Raw genomic sequence first — 18463 nt, forward strand, 5'->3', positions numbered from 1 at the left:
TGCATGACGCCCATAGGAGAAGAAAGCACCGGCGCTTCCCTCGACGAACGGATCGCCGGGGCCCTGGTCGGCGCCGCCGTCGGTGACGCCCTCGGCGGCCCGGTCGAGGGCTACTCCCCCGACCAGATCCTCGAACGCCACGGCGGCCGCGTGCACGGCATCGTCGGCCCCTGGCACGGCGATCAGTGGCGCACCGCCCGCCCCGTCGCGCCGTACCACAAGGGCGACGGGCACGTCACCGACGACACCTTGATGACCCATGCGCTGGTACGGGTGTACGACCGCGTCCGCGACCACCTCGACGCGTACGCGATCGCCGAGCACCTGGTCCCGGACCTGATGACCACCCCGCGCTGGATCCCCGAGCTGGAGACGGAGACCCTCCCCCTGCACCGTGTCTTCCTCGCCGAGAAATGGCTGGCGGCGCGCCTGCACTACGGCCACGTCGACCCACGGGAGGCAGGCGTCGGCAACATCGTCAACTGCGGTGCGGCGATGTACATGGCCCCGGTCGGCCTGGTCAACGCGGCCGACCCGCGGGCCGCGTACCACGAGGCGCTGGACGTCGCGGGCGCCCACCAGTCGTCGTACGGCAGGGAGGCGGCGGGCGTCTTCGCGGCGGCGGTGGCGGCGGCGGCCTCGCCGGGGGCGACCCCGGACTCGGTCGTCGGCACCTGCCTGTCGCTGGCGAAGGACGGCACGCGCGAGGCCGTCGAACGGGTCTGTGAAGTGGCCGCGCGCCACTCCGACTTCGAGTCGGCGCTCACCCCCCTGCGGGAGGCGGTCGCCCCGTACGACACGGTGGGCCCCGACTACCGGTCCCCCTCGCTCGGCGCCCGCCGCCCCTCCCGGCTGCACGCCATCGAGGAACTCCCCGTCGCACTGGGCATGGTGCTGGTGGCGGACGGCGACTACCGGCGGGCCGTGCTCGGTTCCGTCAACTACGGCCGGGACTGCGACTCCATCGCGACGATGGCGGGCGCGGTCGCCGGGGCGCTCGGCTCGCCGGTGCCGCAGGAGTGGTCGAAGCGGGTGGCGGAGGCGAGCCGTCTCGACCTCTGGGAGCCGCCGCGCGTCCTGGCCGGGGTGGCCCGGGAGGTCTTCGCCCGTGACGTCGGACGCCGCCGCGCCCACGAGCAGTCCTTCTCCCGCCTCGGAGGCCCGAGTTGCTCCGACTGACCTGGGTCCAGCCGGAGGACCTGCTGGGCCACGAGCTGCGCCAGGCCCGGCAGGACGGACGGGAGCCGTCGGCGATCGCTGCGCGCTGGCGGGCGGCGGGGGGTGGGGACGCGCCCGCGCGAGCCGGGGCGTCACCGGACCGGGCGTCCCGCTACCTGCGCCAGCTGGCGGAGGACCTGCTCGACGAACTCGCGGACCTGCCCAGTCGGTTGAACGAGCCGACGGATCTGGCCGCGATCAAGGCGCTGTGTCCTGAGTGGCCGGACGCGCCACGGGGAGGGCGGTGCGGGCCGTCGTGCGACTGCGGGTGCGATGTGGCCGATCGCGCAGTTCCCCGCGCCCCTGCCGGGGCGCTGCCCGCGGGCAGTCGTGCCGCCGGGGCGATGGGGGTCCCCCCGCGCGAGCGAAGCCGAGCGTGGGGGACCCCCCAGCCCCCGCCCGCCCGCGCCTACCACGCCGCCTGGCTCGGCCGTGCCGTCGGGTGTCTGCTCGGGAAACCCGTCGAGAAGCTCCCCCTGCACGCCGTCCGCGACCTCGCCCGCGCCACCGGCAACTGGCCCCTGAACCGCTACTTCACCGCCCGGGGCGTCCCCGCCGAACTCCTCTTGGCCCACCCCTGGAACCGCCGCTCGGCACCCACCTCCCTCGCCGAGAACATCGACGGCATGCCCGAGGACGACGACCTCAACTACCCCCTCCTCAACCTCCTCCTGCTCCAACGCCACACGAAGGACTTCACCACCTCCGACGTGGCCGCCCTCTGGCTCGACGAACTCCCCGCCGGCCGCACCTTCACCGCCGAACGCGTCGCCTACCGCAACCTGCTCAGTGGCGTCGAACCCCCGGGCACCGCCCGCCACCGCAACCCCTTCCGGGAGTGGATCGGCGCCCTGATCCGCGCCGACGTGCACGGCTGGACCAACCCCGGCGACCCGGCCGCCGCCGCCGAACAGGCCCATCGCGACGCCACCCTCACCCACACGGCCAACGGCGTCTACGCGGCGATGTTCACGGCGGCCGTCATCGCGACCGCCGCCACCGGCACCCACGACGTCCACGCCTGTCTGCGCTCCGGCCGGTCCGTCGTCCCGCCCCACTCCCGGCTGGCGATGGCGATCGACCACGCGATCCGGCTCGCCGAACGCCACGCCGACTTCGACACCGTCGTCGACGCACTCCACGCCGTCCACTCCCCCACCCACCACTGGGTGCACGCCATCCCCAACACCGCTCTGCTCACCGCCGCGCTCACCCACGCCGACGGCGACTTCAGCGGCTCCGTCACCCGTGCGGTGAGCGGCGGCTGGGACACCGACTCGAACGGCGCGACCGCCGGCTCCGTCGCCGGGCTGCTCGCGGGCGACCCCGACGCCCTCCCGGACCGCTGGACCACCCCGCTCAAGAACCGACTCGCCACCTCCGTCGCCGGCTTCGACGGCACCGGCTTCGACGCCCTCGCCCACCTCACCCACCTGGAGGCGACCCGCCCATGACCCATATCGCCGTACTCGGCAGCACCAACATGGACCTCGTCGCGTACGCCGAGAAGGCCCCCCGGCTCGGCGAGACCGTGCCGGGACGGGAGTTCCGTACGATCCCCGGTGGCAAGGGCGCCAACCAGGCGATCGCCGCCGCCCGCGCCGGCGCCACCGTCTCGATGATCGGCGCGGTCGGCCACGACTCCTACGGCGCCCGGCTGCGCGAGACCCTCGAACACTCCGGTGTGGACACCGACTCGCTGCGCACGATCGAGTGCCCCTCCGGTACCGCGCACATCGTCGTGGACGACGAGGGCGGCAACGCGATCGTCGTGGTCCCCGGCGCGAACGGCACCGTCGACCATCTCGCCCCGGGCGACGAGGGCGTCATCGCCTCCGCGGACACCCTGCTCCTCCAGCTGGAGATCCCGCTCCCCGCGGTCGTCGCCGGTGCCCAGGCCGCCCGCAGGCACGGTGTCCGCACCGTCCTGACCCCCTCCCCCGTCCGCCCCCTGCCCCCCGAACTCCTGGAGAACATCGACTTGTTGGTGGCCAACGAACGGGAGGCGGCCGCCCTCACCGACCGGACCGACCCGCGTGATGCCGCCGCCGCCCTGCTCGGCCTGGTGCCCCAGGTCGTCGTCACGCTCGGCGCGGCCGGCAGCCTCTACCTCACCCGTGACGCCGCGCCCCTGGTGATTCCCGCGCCCCGGGTGACCGCCGTCGACTCGACGGGGGCCGGCGACACCTTCGTCGGGACGCTCGCGGTGGCCCTGGCCGAGGAGAAACCGGTCCGCGAGGCCCTGTCCTGGGCCGCCGCCGCGGCCGCGCTCGCCGTCCAGCGGGAGGGGGCGTCGACATCGATGCCGTACCGCCCGGAGATCGACGCCCAGTACACGGCATGAGGACGACGACACCGCCCGGGCCCCTCGGCGGGCTGCGCGTCCTGGATCTCGCCACCCTCTTCGCCGGGCCCCTCGCCGCCACCCTGCTCGGTGACTTCGGTGCCGATGTCGTCAAGGTCGAGCACCCCGCCAAGCCCGACCCCTCCCGGGGGCACGGCCCGGCCAAGGAGGGCGTCGGCCTGTGGTGGAAGGTGCTCGGCCGCAACAAGCGCGCCATCACCCTCGACCTGTCCAAGCCCGGGGGCCGCGCCACGCTGCTGAAGCTCGCCGCGACCGCCGACGTGGTCATCGAGAACTTCCGCCCCGGCACGCTGGAGAAGTGGGACCTGGGATGGGAGGAGCTGTCCGCGGCGAACCCGCGCCTGATCCTGACCCGGGTCACCGCCTTCGGCCAGTTCGGCCCCTACGCCCACCGCCCCGGCTTCGGCACCCTCGCCGAGGCGATGAGCGGGTTCGCGGCGATCACCGGCGAACCCGACGCCCCGCCCACGCTGCCGCCGTTCGGCCTGGCCGACTCCATCGCGGCGCTCGCGACGGCGTACGCGGTCCTGACCGCGCTCGCCGGCCGGGACCGCACCGGCGAGGGCCAGGTCGTCGACATGGCGATCATCGAGCCGATCCTGACCGTCCTCGGCGCCCAGCCCACCTGGTACGACCAGCTCGGCTACGTCCAGGAGCGCACCGGCAACCGCTCCGCCAACAACGCCCCGCGCAACACCTACCGCACGGCGGACGGCGACTGGGTCGCCGTCTCCACCTCGGCCCAGTCGGTCGCGGAACGCGTGCTGCGGCTGGTCGGGCGCCCGGAGCTGATCGACGAGCCGTGGTTCGCGACGGGTGCCGAGCGCGCCGCGCACGCCGACGTCCTCGACGCGGCCGTCGGCGACTGGGTCGCCGCCCGCTCCCGTGCCGAGGTGCTGGCCGAGTTCGAGAAGGCGGAGGCGGCGGTGGCGCCCGTCCAGGACGTCCGGGACGTCATGGAGGACCCGCAGTACCAGGCGCTGAACACGATCACCACCGTCCCCGACCCCGAACTCGGTCCGCTGCGCATGCAGAACGTCCTCTTCCGGCTCTCCTCGACACCCGGCGCGATCCGCTGGGCGGGCCGCCCGCACGGCGCCGACACGCACGCGGTCCTCACCGAGCTCGGCCTGACCGGGGCACAGCTGCGGGCCCTGCGCGAGGAGGGCGCCGTATGACCACGGTGGCGTTCCCCCTGACCTGGCTGTACGTCCCGGGCGACCGGCCGCGGGTCGTCACCAAGGCGCTGGTGTCGGGCACCGACGTGGTGGTGATCGACCTGGAGGACGCGGTCGCCCCCGACCGCAAGGACTACGCCCGCGCCGCCACCGCCGAACTGCTCACCCACCGCCAGCCGGTCCCGGTGCACGTCCGGATCAACAGCCTGGACACCCCCTGGGCCGAGGCCGACCTGACGGCCCTGCTCGGCCTCCCCGGCCTCGGCGGCCTGCGGCTGCCCAAGGTCACCGGCCCGGCCGACATCCAGCACGTCACCGCCCGGACCACCGCCCTGCCGCTGTACGCACTCCTCGAATCGGCCCTCGGCATCGAACACGCCTACGCCATCGCCGCCGCCCATCCCGCCCTGCGGGGCATCTCCCTGGGCGAGGCGGACCTACGGGCCGACCTCGGCGTACGGGACGACGTCGGCCTGGACTGGTCCCGTTCGCGGATCGTGGTCGCCGCACGGGCGGCGGGCCTGGCCCCGCCGCCCCAGTCGGTACACCCCGACACCCGTGACCTGGGCGGCCTGGCCGCCTCCTGCGCGCACGGCCGCGCCCTGGGCTTCCTGGGCCGCGCCGCCATCCACCCCCGCCAGCTGCCGATCATCGAGCGGGCCTACCTCCCCACGGAGGCGGAACTGGAACAGGCGGAAACGATCACCAAGGCGGCCACCGCGGAACAGGGCGCCCAGGCCCTCCCGGACGGCAGGTTCATCGACGCGGCGGTCGTGGCGGCGGCCCGCAGAACCCTGTCCCTGGCCACCCACAGGTGACATGCGAAGAGGGCGCCCGAGATGGTCTCGGGCGCCCTCTTCGTCGTCTGCCGAAGGTCAGCTCTTCTTGGTCGGCGCCGCTCCGGCTCCGTCCTTGACCTCGCCGGACCCGTCCTCGGCCGCGTCGTCCGACGCCGCTCCGGGCTCCGCTTCCGGCTCGCTCCCGGCAGCCGTCGCCTCGGGAGCCTCCCCGGTCTCGACGGCACCGTCGGCCGCAGCGGCTCCGTCGGTCCCGTCGTCGGCGGCGCCCGGCTCCACCACGGCCTCCCGGCCCGGCCGCTTCTTCGCGGAGAGCACCATGTACAGCACCGCGAGCAGGAACACGATCATCGCGGTCCAGTCGTTGAGCCGCAGACCGAGGATGTGGTGGGCGTCGTCGACGCGCATGTACTCGATCCAGCCGCGGCCCACGCAGTACGCGGCGACGTACAGGGCGAAGGCCCGGCCGTGTCCGAGGGTGAAGCGGCGGTCGGCCCACATCACGAGGAAGGCGACGCCGATGCACCACAGCGACTCGTACAGGAACGTGGGGTGGTAGTAGCCCGGGACCCGGCCGCCCTCGGAGGAGGTGATGTGCAGGGCCCACGGCAGATGGGTCTCGCGGCCGTACAGCTCCTGGTTGAACCAGTTGCCCCAGCGGCCGCAGGCCTGGGCGAGGGCGATACCGGGGGCGATGGCGTCGGCGTAGGCCGGGAGCGGGATGCCCCGGCGCCGGCAGCCGATCCACGCGCCCACCGCGCCGAGGGCGATCGCGCCCCAGATGCCGAGGCCGCCCTGCCAGACCTTGAACGCGTCGACCCAGTCACGGCCCGCGCTGAAGTACAGCTCGTAGTCCGTGATCACGTGGTACAGACGCCCGCCGACCAGGCCGAACGGTACGGCCCATACCGCGATGTCGGCCACGGTGCCGGCTCGCCCGCCGCGGGCGATCCAGCGCTTGTTTCCGAGCCAGACGGCTACGAAGACACCGATGATGATGCAGAACGCGTAGCCGCGCAGCGGAATGGGACCGAGGTGGATCACTCCGCGCGAAGGGCTGGGAATGTAGGCAAGATATTCCATGGCAGGGTCGACGCTACCGTGCCGGACCGGGGCGACGGCAACCAGCCCGGCTACGGCTCCATAACAGGGGCGTGAGAATCGCCTGCTCCGCCTTACCCCTTGTTCGCGTCCTCGACCAGCTGCTTCAGTTTGGCCGGGGTCATCGTCTGGTCCTGGTAGATGTTCTTGCCGTCGAGCAGGACGGTGGGCGTGCCGCTGAACCTGCCCGCCTGGAAGGCCTGGTTCGACTTCACGACCCAGGCGGTGTGCGTGCCGTTGTCGACACACGTGCGGAAGGCCGGCGTGTCGAGGCCCTTGACCTTGCCGGCCAGCCCGATCAGCTTGGCGCTGTCGGCGAAGGCGTCGTCGGTCTCCTCGGGCTGGTTCTCGTACAGCACGTCGTGGAAGTCGCGGAACTTCCCGGCGTCCTGGGCGCAGGCAGCCGCGTTGGCCGCCTGCCGGGAGCCGCTGCCGCCGAGGTTTCCGTCGATGAGGGTGGCCAGGTGGTACTCGATCCTGAGCTTGCCGGAGTCGACCAGCTCGTGGAGCGTGGGCCGGTAGGCCGTCTCGAAGGCCCGGCAGGCCGGGCAGCGGAAGTCCTCCCAGACGGTGAGCGTCGCCTTGGCGCCGTCCGTGCCGACCGGGATCGCGAGGCTGTCCTTGCCCTGCGCGCCCGACGGCGCCACCACCGGCCCGGAGCTCTCGCTCTTCTTGTCCTTGCCCGCGTTCGCGGCGACGACGCCGATCACCGCGGCCAGGCCGAGGACGCAGACGACGCTCGCGCCCACGATCAGCGCCCGTCGTCGCCTGTCCGCGGCCTTCTGCTTCTCGCGCTCGACCGCCAGCCGCTCGCGGGCCATCCGCTTTCCGTCACGATTCTTCTCGCTCACACCCCCAGAACGAACCGGGGAGGCGCACCGCGCCTCCCCGGTCCCAGGTCCACCCGTTCGAGTGACCGAATGTTCTGTCGTGCCCGTAGCCCGATCGGCGACCGGGCCACCGCGCTACGCCTGTCCGCGCACGCCCTTCGCGAGGTGCCCGGCGAGTTCCCGGACCGCCGTCACGCCGGCCGCGTCGTCCGGCGCGTCCAGCATCCGCTTCACGAAGGCCGAGCCGACGATCACCCCGTCGGCGAAGCGGGCGACCTCGGCGGCCTGGACCGCGTCGGACACGCCGAGGCCGACGCAGACGGGCAGCGCGGTGCCGGTGGCGCGGGTGCGCTCCACGAGCTCCTCGGCCTGGGCGCCGACGGATTCACGCGTACCGGTGACACCCATCAGCGACGCCGCGTAGACGAAGCCGCTGCCCGCCGCGGTGATCGTGGCGAGCCGTTCGTCCTTGCTGCTGGGCGCCACCACGAAGACGGTCGCGAGGCCGTGCTTCTCGGCGTGCTCCCGCCACAGTGCCGACTCCTGGACCGGCAGGTCGGGCAGGATGCAGCCGGCGCCGCCCGCTTCGGCCAGCTCGGCGGTGAACCGCTCGACGCCGTAGCGGTCGATGGGGTTCCAGTACGTCATGACGAGGATCGGCTTGCCGGTGGCCTCGTGGGCCTCCCTGACCGTGCGCATGACGTCCGCGATCCGCACGCCGCCGCGCAGGGCGATGTCGTCGGCGGTCTGGATGACCGGGCCGTCCAGGACCGGGTCGCTGTGCGGCAGCCCGACCTCGACGACGTCGGCTCCGCCGTCCAGGACCGCCTTGACGGCGTCGATGCCGCCGTCCACGGTCGGGAACCCGGCCGGCAGGTAGGCGATGAGCGCGGCGCGGCCCTCGGCCCTGGCACCGGCGAGGGTGTCCGACAGCAACTGGATGTTCCCGCTCACTTGGCGTCCCCCTCGATCTCGGCGGTGGCGGTGGCGTCGGCGGCCACCTCGGCGTCGGTGTCGTACAGCCCGAAGTAGCGCGCGGCGGTGTCCATGTCCTTGTCGCCGCGCCCGGAGAGGTTGACGACGATCAGCCCGTCCTCGCCGAGTTCCCTGCCGACCTCCAGGGCGCCGGCGAGGGCGTGCGCGCTCTCGATGGCCGGGATGATGCCCTCGGTGCGGGAGAGCAGACGCAGGGCCTGCATGGCCGCGTCGTCGGTGACCGCGCGGTACTCGCCGCGGCCGGAGTCCTTGAGGTAGGAGTGCTCCGGGCCGATGCCGGGGTAGTCGAGGCCGGCGGAGATCGAGTACGGCTCGGTGATCTGGCCCTCGTCGTCCTGGAGGACGTAGGACCGGGAGCCGTGCAGGATGCCGGGCTCGCCGGCGGTGAGGGTGGCCGCGTGCTCGCCGGTCTCGATGCCGTGCCCCGCGGGCTCGCAGCCGATGAGGCGGACGGTCTCGTCGGGGATGAAGGCGTGGAAGAGGCCGATGGCGTTGGAGCCGCCGCCGACGCAGGCGATCGCGGCGTCCGGGAGGCGGCCGGCGCGCTCCAGGAGCTGGCGACGCGCCTCGACCCCGATGACCCGGTGGAAGTCACGGACCATGGCCGGGAAGGGGTGGGGTCCCGCGACCGTGCCGAAGAGGTAGTGGGTGCGGTCGACGTTGGCCACCCAGTCGCGGAACGCCTCGTTGATGGCGTCCTTGAGGGTGCGGCTGCCGGACTTCACGGCGATGACCTCGGCGCCGAGCATCCGCATCCGGGCCACGTTCAGGGCCTGCCGCTGGGTGTCGATCTCGCCCATGTAGATGGTGCAGTCGAGGCCGAACAGGGCGCAGGCGGTGGCGGTGGCGACACCGTGCTGGCCGGCACCGGTCTCCGCGATCACCCGGGTCTTGCCCATCCGCTTGGTGAGCAGGGCCTGGCCGAGCACGTTGTTGATCTTGTGGGAGCCGGTGTGGTTGAGGTCCTCGCGCTTGAGGAAGACGCGGGCGCCGCCGGCGTGTTCCGCGAAGCGGGGGACCTCGGTGAGGGAGCTGGGGCGGCCGGTGTAGTTGACCAGGAGGTCGTCGAGTTCTCGGGCGAACTCGGGGTCGTGCTTGGCCTTGTCGTACTCGACGGCGACCTCGTCCACGGCGGCGACGAGCGCCTCCGGGATGAACTTGCCGCCGAAGGCGCCGAAGTAGCCCTCGGGCGAGGGCACCTGACCGGTGGGGTCAGGGAAGAAGAAATCGCTGGGCATGCCAGAACCTCACGGTGAGTGCGTGTGAAAAGTCACTGTTCGCCGTGGGGGCGGAGATGTGTTCGGTGACTGCGAGCCGTCAGCGGTTGCTCGCGCCCGCGCGGCGGTAGCCGCACATCAGATACAGCCCCGCGCCCCTAAAGGGCGCGCTGCCATCGGCGGCCGTTCACCTGGCCCGGTTCGTCGCCGATGACGTAGCGGACGCGGCGGCCGTGGACTCGGCGGGCCGGCGCACGGCAACCGCGTGGGCGGCAGCCGCGCGCCAGGCGGGCGTACCGGTCCACTGCCGTCGTCACCGTGGGAGTCATCGGGGTCAGCCTAGCGGGTGGTCAGGGGCGGCCGTGCCGGAGTGCGGGGTGTTCGCCGGCCGCCACCAGGTCGGCCACCGCCGACTTGGGGTCGCGGCCCGTCACCAGGGACTCGCCGACCAGGACCGCGTCGGCGCCCGCGTTGGCGTACGCGATCAGGTCGTGCGGGCCGCGGACGCCGGACTCGGCGACCTTGACGAGGTTCTCGGGGATCTCGGGGGCGACGCGCTCGAAGGTGGCGCGGTCGACCTCCAGGGTCTTCAGGTTGCGCGCGTTGACGCCGATGATCTTGGCACCCGCGTCCACCGCGCGCTCGACCTCGTCCTCGTCGTGGACCTCGACGAGCGGGGTGAGGCCGATGGACTCGGCGCGCTCGATCAGCGACTCCAGGGCCGGCTGTTCGAGGGCGGCGACGATCAGCAGCGCGAGGTCGGCGCCGTACGCCCGGGCCTCCCACAGCTGGTACGACGTGACGATGAAGTCCTTGCGCAGCACCGGGATGTCCACCCGGGCCCGGACCGCCTCCAGGTCGGCCAGCGAACCGCCGAAGCGGCGCTGCTCGGTCAGGACCGAGATGACGGCCGCGCCGCCCGCCTCGTAGTCGGCGGCGAGTCCGGCCGGGTCGGCGATCGCGGCCAGCGCGCCCTTCGACGGGCTGGAACGCTTGACCTCGCAGATGACCTTGACGCCCTCACCGCGCAGCGCGGCCACGCCGTCCTTGGCGGCGGGCGCCTTCGCCGCGCGCTCCTTGAGCTCGTCGAGGCTGACGCGCGCCTGCCGCTCCGCGAGGTCGGCACGGACTCCGTCGATGATCTCGTCGAGCACACTCACGCGAGCGGCCCCCTTCCGGACGGTTCTTCAAGGCGGTCAATCCCACAAGTAAAGAACTCATGGTCAATCCGATGGTATCCGCAGGACGGCGCAGTCCTCGCATCGATGCTTCCGTGGTCCCACTACCTGGACTTTCCATAGTTGATCAAGGATGCAACCAGCCACCGAACGGCAGGTTCCGGACAATCGTGAAGACCAGCACCAGCGCGCCGAGGCTCCACATCTGCACCGGTCTCAGTTCGATCCGGGCGGGCCGGCCGCGGACCGCGCGTGCCACCCAGACGGTCCACACCACGGCGAAGGCCAGGTACGCGACGACTCCGGCCGCGTTGTCCTGGAGCGCGGCCAGGAAGTCGCCGTGGACGAACGCGTGCGCGCTGCGCAGGCCGCCGCAGCCGGGGCAGTACAGGCCGGTGAGCCGGTAGAGCGGGCAGACCGGGTAGTGGCCGGGCTGGTTGGGGTCGACGGTGCCGACGTAGGCGAAGGCCCCGGCCACCGCGGCCAGCACCCCCGCGGGCACGGCCAGCCGCCCGCGCAGCGAGGGCGGCACCGGGGCGGCGGCTGTGCTGGGGCTGTCGGCGTTCACGCCTCGCATTGTGCCCCGTACGGTCGCCGCACGCGCGAGAGGGGCGCCCCCGACCTCTCGGGAGCGCCCCTCTCGGGAAGAGGTGCGGGTCAGCTCTTGGCGCCGGCCGGTTCCGGGGTGACGGCCGGGGCGGTGTGCCGGAGCGCGCCGGAGCCCTTCGGCTGGCCGAGGCCCATGGAGCGCATGATCATGCCGACCACGCCACCGAGAAGCACGATCACCATTCCGGCCCAGAAGCCCACCGGCTGCGCCATCACCATGAAGGCACCGGCTACGCAGAAACCGATGAAGGCGATGGTGACGCCGGTCCAGGCGGCCGGGGTGTGACCGTGGCTGCTGCCCGCCATGACTTGCTCCTCATTTGACTGGTGCGTGTCGTACGGGCCGTCCGTGCGAGCTCGTACGTGTCCTTCCGGACGCTCGTCGTCCATTGTCCCGTACGAGCACCTGTGCGATGAGCGGGGGTGGCGTCTGATTCGCCACACCGGCGCGCTACGCCCCGGTGGGGTCCTCTCCCCGGTCCAGCGCCTTCCAGATGTCCTCGGGACGATCGGGGTCCACCGGCTTCGGCGCGCGGCGCGGGCGGTCCGCGCCGGTGCCGCGCTCGTAGCGCCCGGACATCGCGGGCCACAGTCGGCCGTAGCGCAGCGCGAGCAGTCCGGCGACCAGGATGAGCGCGCCGCCGACCGCGGCGACGTACGGCCAGCCGGTGTGGCTGAGGGCGTCGATCGTGGCGGAGGTGTCGCCGCTGGCCTGTGCGGCCTTCTCGTCGAGCGCGGAGTCGTCGGAGGCGCCCAGCAGCGCGGCCGCGGTGATCCCGGCGCCGGAGAGCGCGAGCAGCCCGGAGACCACGGAGCGACCGGCCCTGCGGACGGCGAAGACGGCGACGAGCGCGGCGAGGCCCACTATCGCGAGGGCCGCGGGAACACCCGTGACGTCGCTGCCCTTCGCGGTCAGCGGGAAGTCGCCGCCGGCCACCGTCGCGGTGCCCTCCGCCCAGCGCTGCCGGGTGGAGAGCAGGGCCACGGCCGCGCCGAGCGCACCGAGCAGCAGCGCCGCCGCGAGGCTGCGGCGGCCGGACCGCTCGGGTGCGGCGGCTTCGGAAGAGGGGTGAGGAACAGCAGTCACGTACTCCACTATCGCCTGAACCCGGGGCGAACGGTCACCCGGGGTGGGGTGAGAAGCACCCCATTCGCCGGGCCCGGGCGCCTACTTGCCCAGTCGGTTGGCCGTGTGTACGGCGCGCAGCACCGCCGCCGCCTTGTTGCGGCACTCCTGGTCCTCGGCCACCGGGTCGGAGTCGGCGACGATGCCCGCGCCGGCCTGGACGTACGCGGTGCCGTCGCGCAGCAGGGCGGTGCGGATGGCGATCGCGGTGTCGGAGTCGCCGGCGAAGTCCAGGTAGCCGACGCAGCCGCCGTACAGCCCCCTCCTGGACGGCTCCAGTTCGTCGATGATCTGCATCGCCCGGGGTTTCGGGGCGCCGGAGAGGGTGCCGGCCGGGAAGCAGGCGGTGAGGACGTCGAAGGCGGTGCGGCCCTCGGCGACCTTTCCGGTGACCGTCGAGACGATGTGCATGACGTGCGAGTACCGCTCGACGGACATGAAGTCGACGACCTCGACGGAGCCCGGCTCGCAGACCCGCCCCAGGTCGTTGCGGCCGAGGTCGACGAGCATCAGGTGCTCGGCGCGCTCCTTGGGGTCCGCCATCAGCTCGTCGCCGAGGGCCTGGTCCTCCTGCGGGGTGGCCCCGCGCGGCCGGGTGCCGGCGATGGGGTGCACCATGGCCCGCCCGTCCTCGACCTTGACCAGCGCCTCCGGGGAGGAGCCGACGACGTCGAACCCCTCGAAGCGGAACAGGTACATGTACGGCGACGGGTTGGTGGCCCGCAGCACCCGGTAGACGTCCAGGGCGCTCGCCGTGCACGGGGTCTCGAAGCGCTGCGAGGGGACGACCTGGAAGGCCTCGCCCGCGCGGATGCGCTCCTTGATGTCCTCGACGGCCGTCTGGAAGTCGGGGCCGCCCCACAGGGCCGTGTACTCGGGGAGTTCGGAAGGGGGCAGCACGGCGGGCGGCTGGGCGACCGGGCGGGAGAGGTCGGCCTCCATCGCGTCGAGGCGGGCGATCGCGTCGGCGTAGGCCTCGTCGACGCCCGTGTCGAGGTCGTTGTGGTTGATCGCGTTGGCGATCAGCAGGACCGAGCCCTCCCAGTGGTCCATGACGGCCAGGTCGCTGGTGAGGAGCATGGTCAGCTCGGGCAGCTTCAGGTCGTCGCGCTCCCCCGGGCCGATCTTCTCCAGGCGGCGCACGATGTCGTAGCCGAGGTAGCCGACCATGCCGCCGGTGAACGGCGGCAGGTGCTCCGTGTGGGGGGTGTGCAGGGCCTCGATGGTGGCGCGCAGGGCGGCCAGCGGGTCGCCGTCGACGGGGACGCCGACCGGCGGGGTGCCGAGCCAGTGGGCCTGGCCGTCGCGGGCGGTGAGGGTGGCGGCGGAGCGCACGCCCACGAAGGAGTAGCGGGACCAGCGGAAGGCGGTGCGGCCGTTCTCGGCGGACTCCAGCAGGAAGGTGCCGGGGCGTTCGGCGGCGAGCTTGCGGTAGAGCGCGACCGGGGTGTCGCCGTCGGCGAGGAGCGTGCGGGTGACCGGGATGACACGCCGGTCGGTCGCCAGCTTGCGGAAGGTCTCGAGGTCCATGGCGGCAGACCTTACTGATCCGAGGCGGGCGGGCCGGAATCGGCGCCGTCACCGCCGCCCGGGAGCAGCACGTCGGCGTCGAAGCAGGTCCGGTCGCCGGTGTGGCAGGCGGCGCCCACCTGGTCCACCTTGACCAGCACCGTGTCGGCGTCGCAGTCCAGCGCGACCGACTTCACCCACTGGACGTGGCCGGAGGTGTCGCCCTTGACCCAGTACTCCCGGCGGCTGCGCGACCAGTAGGTGCAGCGTCCGGTGGTGAGGGTCCGATGCAGCGCCTCGTCGTCCATCCAGCCGAGCATCAGCACCTCGCCGGTGTCGTACTGCTGGGCGATGGCGGGCAGCAGGCCGTCGGCACTGCGCTTGAGGCGGGCTGCGATCTCCGGGGCGAGGCCACCGGACGGGGACGCGCCCGTCGTACCGGTCGTACTGGTCATGCCTGCCATTGTGCCGCGCGGCACCGACAGTCACGGACCGTGTCCACTGTCCGGACGGTGAGTGTGGTCGTAGGCTGATCCCATGTCGACCTTCGCCAAGCGTGAACGGCTCCTGCTCGCCGACCTCTTGGAGACCGCCGGTCCCGAGGCGCCGACCCTCTGCGAGGGCTGGCTGACCCGCGATCTGGCCGCGCACGTGGTGGTCCGCGAGCGCCGGCCGGACGCCGCCGGGGGCACGATGATCAAGGCGCTCGCGCCGCGTCTGGAGAAGACGACGGCCGAGTTCGCCGCGAAGCCGTACGAGGAGCTGATCCAGCTGATCCGTACCGGTCCGCCGCGCTTCTCCCCCTTCCAGCTCAAGCAGGTGGACGAGGCGGCCAACACCGTGGAGTTCTACGTCCACGCGGAGGACGTCCGCCGGGCCCAGCCGGACTGGTCGCAGCGTGAGCTGGACCCGGTCTTCCAGGACGCCCTGTGGTCCCGTCTGGAGCGCACCGCCCGGCTGCTGGGCCGGGGGGTGCCGACCGGGCTGGTGCTGCGCCGTCCCGACGGGCAGACGGCCGTCGCCCACCGCGGCACCCCCGTGGTGACGGTGACCGGCGAGCCCTCCGAGCTGCTGATGTTCGCCTTCGGCCGGCAGAGCGCGGCGAAGGTCGACGTGGACGGCGACGAGAACGCCATCGCCCAGCTGACCGAGTCGAGGCAGCTGGGCATCTGAGGAGAGCGTGATGATCAAGGTCGCGATGACGAACGTGTACGTGGACGACGTGCCGAAGGCGCACGCCTTCTACACGGGCGTCCTCGGCTTCGAGACCCGCACCCACCTGGACCTCGGCGGCGGCACCCTCTTCGTCACGGTCGGCGCGCCCGAGGGTGCCCAGCCGGACCTCCAGCTGCTCCTGGAGCCCGGTGACGGCCCCATCGCGGAGCCGTACCGCAAGGCCGTGTACGAGGCGGGGCTCCCGGCCATCGTCTTCTCGGTGGCGGACATCCGGGCCGAGTACGACCGGCTGCGCGCCCTCGGCGTCCGGTTCACGCACGAGCCGCAGGAGCAGGGCCCGGTGATCGCGGCCGTCCTGGACGACACGGTCGGCAACCTCGTCCAGCTGGCCCAGCCGAAGGCCTGAGCAGCCTCAGCGGGGCAGCTCGGCCCGGCGCAGCGCCGGCGCGACCAGGGCGACGATCCCACCGAGCCCGCAGACGGCGGCGCTGACGACGTACACCGGGATGATCCCGAATTCACCGACGGCGGCGGCCGAGACGGGCATGGTCAGCGGGGCGAGGCCCAGACTGACGAGTCCGGACACGGCGGTGACGCGTCCCAGGCAGGCGGGTTCTGCCTGGGTCTGGAGCAGCGCCTGGCACATCGCACCGCTCAGTCCGGCGAGCAAGCCGACCAGCACGGCCACCCCCACGGCGCCGACCAGATTCGGCACGAAGGCGAGGGCGCCGATCGCGACCGCCCCGGCGAGAATCGTGTACGCGGCGACCAGCCCGGCGCGCGGCAGCCGGCCGCGGACGGTCAGCAGCAGCGAGGCGCACCCGGCACCGGCGCCGAATCCGGCAAGCACCCAGCCCATGCCGGCGGCACCCCAGCCGCGCCGGTCGGCGAGCAGAGTGAGCCCGACGTTCAGGGGGCCGACGAAACCGAGGTCGCCGAGTGCGATGGCCAGGATCAGCGGTGCGATGACCCGGTGGCGGCGGATGTAGGCGAGTCCGGCGCGCAGGTCCTGCCACGCGGTCGGTGTGACGGTGCGGTCCCCGGTGGGCAGCTCCCGTACCCGTACCGACATCAGCAGGGGGACGGAGACGGCGATGAGCAGTCCGGCCAGACCGAACGCGCCCGCCGCGCCGCCGACGGCGACCCCGAGGCCGCCCAGGGGGGCGCCGACCACGAGGGCGCAGCGGATGGCGAGGCCGCGCATGCCCTGGACGCGGGCGAGCTGGTCGCGGGTCGTCACGCGGGCGGGGAGGGCGCCCACGGCGGGCATGAACACGGCGTCGACGGCGCCGAAGACGAAGGCGAGCAGAGCCAGGGGCCACAGGCCGGGGCTGGTCAGGAACAGGAGTGCGGCCACGGCGAGCACGGCCGCGCAGCGCACCGCGTCGCTGCCGATGACGACCCGGCGCGGCCCCAGCCGGTCGGCGACCACCCCGCCGAACAGCATCAGCACGGCTCTGGGCAGCGCGCTGACGGACATCACGACCCCCGCCTGCGCGGGCGAGCCGGCCTGCACGGCGGCCCAGGAGAGGGCCACGTAGTAGACGCTGTCGCCCACCATGGAGGAGGCGTAGGCGGCGAGCCAGCGCAGGACGTTGGGGTCACGGTGGGCGGGGCGGTGAGCCGTGGGGGCGGCGGGTAAGACGGTCGCGGTCACGGGGGTGAGCCCTTCTCAGAGGCGGAACGGGAAGCCGTACGTGTACAGCGCGACGTTCTCGCGCCCCTCGCTGTCGCCGTCCGCCGCGGCGGCCCGGCCCCGCTCGGCGTACTTGTAGAGCACAGCGTCCAACTCCCCCTTCAGCGCGGCGAGTTCCTCCGAGGTCAGGCTCAGCAGGAACTCGCTGTCGATGGCCGCGGCGTTCCACTCGGGAGTCCAGGCGGGACGTTCGTCCAGGTAGCGGCGGTAGCGGTCGGCGCGCTGTTCGTGGAAGAGCCGGGTGGCCGCGAGGTGGGCCGCGGCCTTCTGGGGATCGTCGCGGAAGTCGGCGTCCCGGATGGTCACCCCGTCCGAGGCGGGCTGCCACCAGCGCTCCCGTCCGTCCGCGGACTGCCGCGGCGCCTCCTCGATCAGGCCGTGCTCGGCCAGCTTGCGCAGGTGGTAGCTGACCAGGGAGACGGCCTCGTCCACGCGCTCGGCGAGCTGCGAGGCCGTGGCGGTCCGTTCCAGGAACAGCAGCCGGTAGAGGTCCGCGCGCAGCGGATGGGCGAAGGCCTTCAGCGTGCCCACGTCGGTGATCCGGCGGTGCTCCGTGCTTGCCATGCCCACGACCCTAAATCCGGAAAGAAAAATTGCGCAACAGATTTTGCGCAACTTTCCTTTCGCATTCGCCCGGCGAAAAGCCCCGGCGCCGACGCCGGGGCTCAGGCTCGGGACGGCGTCACCGCACGGGGTGGCCCGCCTCCCGCAGGGTCTGCTTCACCTCGCCGATCCTCAGGTCGCCGAAGTGGAAGACCGACGCCGCGAGCACCGCGTCCGCGCCCGCCGAGACCGCCGGGGGGAAGTGGGCGAGCGCGCCCGCGCCCCCGGAGGCGATGACCGGGACCGTGACGTGCTTGCGGACCGCGGTGATCATCTCGATGTCGTAGCCGTCCTTGGTGCCGTCCGCGTCCATCGAGTTGAGCAGGATCTCCCCCGCCCCCAGTTCGGCCGCCCGGTGCGCCCACTCGACCGCGTCGATGCCGGTGCCGCGGCGGCCGCCGTGGGTGGTCACCTCGAAGGAGCCCGACTCGGAGCGGCGGGCGTCGACCGACAGGACCAGCACCTGGCGGCCGAAACGTTCCGCGATCTCCCGGATGAGGTCCGGGCGGGCGATGGCCGCCGTGTTGACGCCCACTTTGTCGGCGCCGGCGCGCAGGAGCTTGTCGACGTCCTCCGCCGTACGGACGCCACCGCCGACCGTCAGCGGGATGAACACCTGCTCGGCGGTGCGGCGCACCACGTCGTAGGTGGTCTCCCGGTTGCCGGACGACGCGGTGATGTCCAGGAAGGTCAGCTCGTCGGCGCCCTCCGCGTCGTACACCTTGGCCATCTCGACCGGGTCGCCCGCGTCGCGCAGGTTCTGGAAGTTCACGCCCTTGACGACCCGGCCGTTGTCCACGTCCAGGCAGGGGATGACTCGGACCGCCAGGGTCATGAATCCACGGCTCCTCTGTGTGCCTCTGT

General features: G+C 72.9%; 21 protein-coding genes. 7 read left to right on the forward strand and 14 right to left on the reverse strand.

Annotation, left to right across the window (positions count from 1 at the left end):
- Positions 1-3: 3 nt before the first annotated feature.
- The 5 genes from ACZ3KP_RS26770 to ACZ3KP_RS26790 are packed head-to-tail and all read left to right on the forward strand — an operon-like array spanning position 4 to position 5579.
- On the forward strand, positions 4-1179 hold the full coding sequence (locus ACZ3KP_RS26770) for an ADP-ribosylglycohydrolase family protein (protein ID WP_467502261.1): 1176 nt from the start codon (positions 4-6) through the stop codon (positions 1177-1179).
- Positions 1167-2672 carry an ADP-ribosylglycohydrolase family protein gene (locus ACZ3KP_RS26775; RefSeq protein WP_467502262.1) on the forward strand — a complete coding sequence of 502 codons (1506 nt, stop codon included), beginning with the start codon at positions 1167-1169 and terminating at the stop codon, positions 2670-2672. The genes ACZ3KP_RS26770 and ACZ3KP_RS26775 overlap by 13 nt, the downstream gene beginning before the upstream one ends.
- Positions 2669-3562, forward strand: a complete 894-nt coding sequence (rbsK, locus tag ACZ3KP_RS26780; protein WP_467502264.1) for a ribokinase — start codon at positions 2669-2671, stop codon at positions 3560-3562. The genes ACZ3KP_RS26775 and rbsK overlap by 4 nt, the downstream gene beginning before the upstream one ends.
- Complete coding sequence (locus ACZ3KP_RS26785; RefSeq protein ID WP_467502266.1) at positions 3559-4761, forward strand: CaiB/BaiF CoA transferase family protein; 1203 nt, start codon at positions 3559-3561, stop codon at positions 4759-4761. Before rbsK ends, ACZ3KP_RS26785 begins: the two co-directional genes overlap by 4 nt.
- Positions 4758-5579, forward strand: a complete 822-nt coding sequence (locus ACZ3KP_RS26790) for an HpcH/HpaI aldolase/citrate lyase family protein (RefSeq protein ID WP_467502267.1) — start codon at positions 4758-4760, stop codon at positions 5577-5579. The genes ACZ3KP_RS26785 and ACZ3KP_RS26790 overlap by 4 nt, the downstream gene beginning before the upstream one ends.
- A gap of 57 nt (positions 5580-5636) precedes the next feature.
- Here ACZ3KP_RS26790 and lgt read toward each other — a convergent pair whose 3' ends face one another.
- From lgt to hisI, 11 genes are all read right to left on the reverse strand, one after another.
- Positions 5637-6641 carry a prolipoprotein diacylglyceryl transferase gene (gene lgt / locus ACZ3KP_RS26795; RefSeq protein ID WP_467502269.1) on the reverse strand — a complete coding sequence of 335 codons (1005 nt, stop codon included), beginning with the start codon at positions 6639-6641 and terminating at the stop codon, positions 5637-5639.
- A 92-nt stretch (positions 6642-6733) separates the two neighbouring features.
- Positions 6734-7510: a DsbA family protein gene (locus tag ACZ3KP_RS26800; protein ID WP_467502270.1), complete on the reverse strand. Its 777-nt coding sequence runs from the start codon at positions 7508-7510 to the stop codon at positions 6734-6736.
- Positions 7511-7624: 114 nt separating this feature from the next.
- Entirely contained in the window at positions 7625-8443 is an 819-nt protein-coding gene (gene trpA, locus ACZ3KP_RS26805; protein WP_467502271.1) for a tryptophan synthase subunit alpha, read from the reverse strand.
- The gene (trpB, locus tag ACZ3KP_RS26810) at positions 8440-9723 is read right to left on the reverse strand and encodes a tryptophan synthase subunit beta (RefSeq protein ID WP_467502272.1); all 1284 of its coding nucleotides are present in this window, start codon (positions 9721-9723) and stop codon (positions 8440-8442) included. The genes trpA and trpB overlap by 4 nt, the downstream gene beginning before the upstream one ends.
- A gap of 137 nt (positions 9724-9860) precedes the next feature.
- Positions 9861-10031: a tryptophan biosynthesis modulator TrpM gene (gene trpM / locus ACZ3KP_RS26815; protein WP_467502274.1), complete on the reverse strand. Its 171-nt coding sequence runs from the start codon at positions 10029-10031 to the stop codon at positions 9861-9863.
- A gap of 21 nt (positions 10032-10052) precedes the next feature.
- Entirely contained in the window at positions 10053-10862 is an 810-nt protein-coding gene (gene trpC, locus ACZ3KP_RS26820) for an indole-3-glycerol phosphate synthase TrpC (RefSeq protein WP_467502275.1), read from the reverse strand.
- Positions 10863-11007: 145 nt separating this feature from the next.
- Positions 11008-11457 (reverse strand): DUF2752 domain-containing protein, encoded by a 450-nt coding sequence (locus ACZ3KP_RS26825; RefSeq protein WP_467502276.1) that lies wholly within the window; start codon positions 11455-11457, stop codon positions 11008-11010.
- Positions 11458-11537: 80 nt separating this feature from the next.
- On the reverse strand, positions 11538-11795 hold the full coding sequence (locus tag ACZ3KP_RS26830) for an HGxxPAAW family protein (protein WP_467502277.1): 258 nt from the start codon (positions 11793-11795) through the stop codon (positions 11538-11540).
- A 145-nt stretch (positions 11796-11940) separates the two neighbouring features.
- Positions 11941-12585: a TIGR02234 family membrane protein gene (locus ACZ3KP_RS26835; protein WP_467502278.1), complete on the reverse strand. Its 645-nt coding sequence runs from the start codon at positions 12583-12585 to the stop codon at positions 11941-11943.
- A 72-nt stretch (positions 12586-12657) separates the two neighbouring features.
- Positions 12658-14145: an anthranilate synthase component I gene (locus tag ACZ3KP_RS26840; RefSeq protein WP_358975659.1), complete on the reverse strand. Its 1488-nt coding sequence runs from the start codon at positions 14143-14145 to the stop codon at positions 12658-12660.
- Positions 14146-14156: 11 nt separating this feature from the next.
- Positions 14157-14588 carry a phosphoribosyl-AMP cyclohydrolase gene (gene hisI / locus ACZ3KP_RS26845; protein WP_467502279.1) on the reverse strand — a complete coding sequence of 144 codons (432 nt, stop codon included), beginning with the start codon at positions 14586-14588 and terminating at the stop codon, positions 14157-14159.
- A gap of 73 nt (positions 14589-14661) precedes the next feature.
- On the opposite strand from hisI, the gene ACZ3KP_RS26850 reads away from it, so the two are divergent.
- Both ACZ3KP_RS26850 and ACZ3KP_RS26855 read left to right on the forward strand, forming a co-directional pair.
- Positions 14662-15297, forward strand: coding sequence for a TIGR03085 family metal-binding protein (locus ACZ3KP_RS26850; RefSeq protein ID WP_358975665.1), 636 nt, complete (start codon positions 14662-14664; stop codon positions 15295-15297).
- Positions 15298-15307: 10 nt separating this feature from the next.
- Entirely contained in the window at positions 15308-15706 is a 399-nt protein-coding gene (locus tag ACZ3KP_RS26855) for a VOC family protein (protein WP_467502281.1), read from the forward strand.
- A 6-nt stretch (positions 15707-15712) separates the two neighbouring features.
- Here the strand turns inward: ACZ3KP_RS26855 and ACZ3KP_RS26860 are convergent, their stop codons facing one another.
- The 3 genes from ACZ3KP_RS26860 to hisF form a co-directional block, all read right to left on the reverse strand.
- On the reverse strand, positions 15713-16957 hold the full coding sequence (locus ACZ3KP_RS26860; protein ID WP_467502283.1) for an MFS transporter: 1245 nt from the start codon (positions 16955-16957) through the stop codon (positions 15713-15715).
- A 15-nt stretch (positions 16958-16972) separates the two neighbouring features.
- Positions 16973-17560, reverse strand: coding sequence for an ArsR/SmtB family transcription factor (locus ACZ3KP_RS26865; protein ID WP_467502285.1), 588 nt, complete (start codon positions 17558-17560; stop codon positions 16973-16975).
- Between the two features lie 118 nt (positions 17561-17678).
- Complete coding sequence (gene hisF / locus ACZ3KP_RS26870; RefSeq protein ID WP_132886231.1) at positions 17679-18434, reverse strand: imidazole glycerol phosphate synthase subunit HisF; 756 nt, start codon at positions 18432-18434, stop codon at positions 17679-17681.
- Positions 18435-18463: the final 29 nt, after the last annotated feature.

The sequence above is a fragment of the Streptomyces sp. NPDC020958 genome (assembly GCF_055562175.1).

Bases quoted from the DNA above. Each gene is read 5' to 3' on its own strand.
- ACZ3KP_RS26840 (WP_358975659.1), bottom strand. From the start codon at position 14,145: ATGGACCTCGAGACCTTCCGCAAGCTGGCGACCGACCGGCGTGTCATC.
- trpB (WP_467502272.1), bottom strand. From the start codon at position 9,723: ATGCCCAGCGATTTCTTCTTCCCTGACCCCACCGGTCAGGTGCCCTCG.
- ACZ3KP_RS26825 (WP_467502276.1), bottom strand. From the start codon at position 11,457: ATGCGAGGCGTGAACGCCGACAGCCCCAGCACAGCCGCCGCCCCGGTG.
- ACZ3KP_RS26865 (WP_467502285.1), bottom strand. From the start codon at position 17,560: ATGGCAAGCACGGAGCACCGCCGGATCACCGACGTGGGCACGCTGAAG.
- ACZ3KP_RS26790 (WP_467502267.1), top strand. From the start codon at position 4,758: ATGACCACGGTGGCGTTCCCCCTGACCTGGCTGTACGTCCCGGGCGAC.
- lgt (WP_467502269.1), bottom strand. From the start codon at position 6,641: ATGGAATATCTTGCCTACATTCCCAGCCCTTCGCGCGGAGTGATCCAC.
- ACZ3KP_RS26850 (WP_358975665.1), top strand. From the start codon at position 14,662: ATGTCGACCTTCGCCAAGCGTGAACGGCTCCTGCTCGCCGACCTCTTG.
- ACZ3KP_RS26830 (WP_467502277.1), bottom strand. From the start codon at position 11,795: ATGGCGGGCAGCAGCCACGGTCACACCCCGGCCGCCTGGACCGGCGTC.
- rbsK (WP_467502264.1), top strand. From the start codon at position 2,669: ATGACCCATATCGCCGTACTCGGCAGCACCAACATGGACCTCGTCGCG.
- hisI (WP_467502279.1), bottom strand. From the start codon at position 14,588: ATGGCAGGCATGACCAGTACGACCGGTACGACGGGCGCGTCCCCGTCC.
- ACZ3KP_RS26785 (WP_467502266.1), top strand. From the start codon at position 3,559: ATGAGGACGACGACACCGCCCGGGCCCCTCGGCGGGCTGCGCGTCCTG.
- trpM (WP_467502274.1), bottom strand. From the start codon at position 10,031: ATGACTCCCACGGTGACGACGGCAGTGGACCGGTACGCCCGCCTGGCG.
- ACZ3KP_RS26770 (WP_467502261.1), top strand. From the start codon at position 4: ATGACGCCCATAGGAGAAGAAAGCACCGGCGCTTCCCTCGACGAACGG.
- ACZ3KP_RS26855 (WP_467502281.1), top strand. From the start codon at position 15,308: ATGATCAAGGTCGCGATGACGAACGTGTACGTGGACGACGTGCCGAAG.
- hisF (WP_132886231.1), bottom strand. From the start codon at position 18,434: ATGACCCTGGCGGTCCGAGTCATCCCCTGCCTGGACGTGGACAACGGC.